Annotated in this window: 2 protein-coding genes; one reads left to right on the top strand and one right to left on the bottom strand. The window is 42.7% G+C overall.

What is annotated here, in order from left to right:
* Positions 1 to 761: IS66 family transposase (gene tnpC, locus KH180_RS16520; RefSeq protein ID WP_290762442.1), on the top strand; the 761-nt coding region annotated here is incomplete at its 5' end.
* 406 nt (positions 762 to 1167) lie between these two features.
* Here the strand turns inward: tnpC and KH180_RS16525 are convergent.
* A partial coding sequence (locus tag KH180_RS16525; protein WP_290762445.1) for a phospho-sugar mutase occupies positions 1168 to 2568 on the bottom strand: 1401 nt, incomplete at its 5' end.

Consider the following 2568-nt stretch of genomic DNA (forward strand, 5'->3'; position numbering starts at 1 on the left):
GGCTGATGCGTTCCGGAGAAGACAGGCTGCCGCCCATCGTCCTGTACCATTATTCAGAGACGCGTGCCGGAGAACATGCGGCGGACTTCCTGAAAGGAACCGCGGATGGAACGTATGTCATGGCTGATGGTTACAGTGGTTATAACAAGCTGAAAAATGTCCGGAGATGCTGTTGTTACGCACATATCCGGAGATATCTGATTGAAGCCATTCCAACCGGCCATGATAAGGACTACAGCCATCCAGCAGTTCAAGGCGTTCTGTATTGTAACAAGCTGTTTGAGTATGAACGCAGCTATAAGGAAAAGGAACTATCTTATATGCAGGTTTACAAACGCCGCCAGAAGGATCAGAAGCCGATCGTGGAAGGTTTCATACGCTGGCTGGATGCACAGCACCCAGAAAAAGGAAGCCGCATGGATCGGGCAGTGACTTATATCCGAAATCGAAAAGACACGCTGATGACATATCTCGAAGACGGACGCTGCAGTCTGAGCAATAATCCATCGGGGAATTCAATCAGACCGCTAACCTTAGGCCGCAAGAACTGGCTGTTCAGCGACAGCCAGGATGGTGCGAATGCGAGTATGGCAGTTTATACCATGATAGAGATGGCGAAAGCACATGGGCTGCACCCATACAACTATCTGCAATACCTGCTCGACAGCCGCCCAGGCAAAGATACTACCGATGCAGAATTTCAAGATCTCGCACCGTGGAGTGAAAAAGCCAGGATAGAATGTAACAAAAAATCAGAGTAAAACGCTCGCAACCCTGACATCACATGTTGGTGCCAGGGTAGATGTGTTGGGATACCCTAACACTTGGCGCTTACTAAGTATCAGTAGAGGTTTACTCCGTATACCTACAGTTATTGTACCATCGTATAGATAGTCGCATTAGTTTAGCCGCTCATCCAGTAACACCGATTGTAACTTATCATACGCCCAACTGCGAATAGGCAGATAGACGAACTAGACGTTTAGCAGTCCAGTACATGTATCTAATGCTATATTAGATAGCGAGTTACCCAACCTCACAAAAGGCTGGAACTATTTTATCACAGTATCATTCGGTTCTTGTCTTAAATAGTATTATTTCTAACCCTAAACCTCATACTTTTCTTTTTTTATTATATTCACTCACTGTCACTTGACAGAATTCTACTTATAAGAATCGTCTTATACTCTCCTTCATCAGTTTTTCTATTGTTGCAGCCTCTCCCATATCTCTAGCACTTATCGACATATATATTTTCATCTTAGACTCCGTACCTGATGGCCGTACCACAATCGTGCAATGATCCTCCAATAGAAATCTTAACACATCAGATTTCGGTAATCCATTCAGACCTTTCGAATAATCTAAGCACTCCAATACCCTTTTACCCGCCAAAGTGTCTATACCTTTTCTCATTAGCGCCATTATTTCCTGCATTCGTTGAAATCCAGTCACTCCTTCAAATTCAAAAGAATGCAATGTATTCAAACAATATCCATATGTCCTGTATAATTCCTGCATTTTTTCCCAAAGGTCTATCCCTTTGGATTTATAATATGCAAACATCTCGCAGATTAAAAACACTCCTCCCACTGCATCCTTGTCTCTTACATAGGAACCGCTTAAATATCCATAACTCTCCTCAAAGCCAAAGATATATCGTTCTTCTTGTCCCTTTGATTCCAGTAAGCCAATCTGTTCACCGATATATTTGAATCCAGTTAAAACGTTTTTTGTGCTTACGCCATAATGTTCTGCAATCCTTTCTGCCATATCAATTGTCACAATTGTCTTGAAAAATATCGGTTTCTCCGGCATAGTTCCAATAGTTTTTCTCCTGCTGCAAATATAATCCAGCAACAACATTCCTGTCTCATTCCCGCTCAAAAGTACATACTTACCATTCGCATCTTTTACTGCAACACCCACCCGGTCACAATCCGGATCTGTTGCAAGCAGAAGGTCCGCATTACATTTCCTTGCATACTCAATCCCCAAGGACATGGCATCCTGAATTTCTGGATTTGGATACGGACAAGTAGGAAAATTCCCATCTGGCAGTTCCTGCTCTTTCACTACTGTTATATTGGTGAAACCACTTTCGTTCAGCGTTCGCAGCACTGGCTTTAGTCCTGTACCATTCAACGGCGAATACACAATAGCCACATCCTTGTCCACTACATCATTTGGCCCCAGTACACTTTGACTTTTTACTGCCTCTATAAATCCGGTTACAATTTCAGGCAAAATATAATTGATACTCCCTACTACGATTGATTCATCAAAGTTTGCCCTGCATATTCCCTCAAATATATCGGTTGCTTCAATCTCATCCAAAATGTCAGATGCCACCTCAGTAGTGATTTGGCATCCATCCGGACCATATACTTTATAACCATTATATTTTGCCGGGTTGTGAGAAGCTGTTATCATAATACCTGCCGCACATTTCAACTGTCTCACGGCAAATGACAGACATGGAGTGGGCATTAGACTATCATATAAGTATACTCGAATCCCATTTCCCACAAAAACCTCTGATGCTATCCTTGCAAACAACTTCGACTT

It is taken from the genome of Anaerostipes sp. (genome assembly GCF_018381315.1).
Lineage (GTDB): Bacteria > Bacillota > Clostridia > Lachnospirales > Lachnospiraceae > Anaerostipes.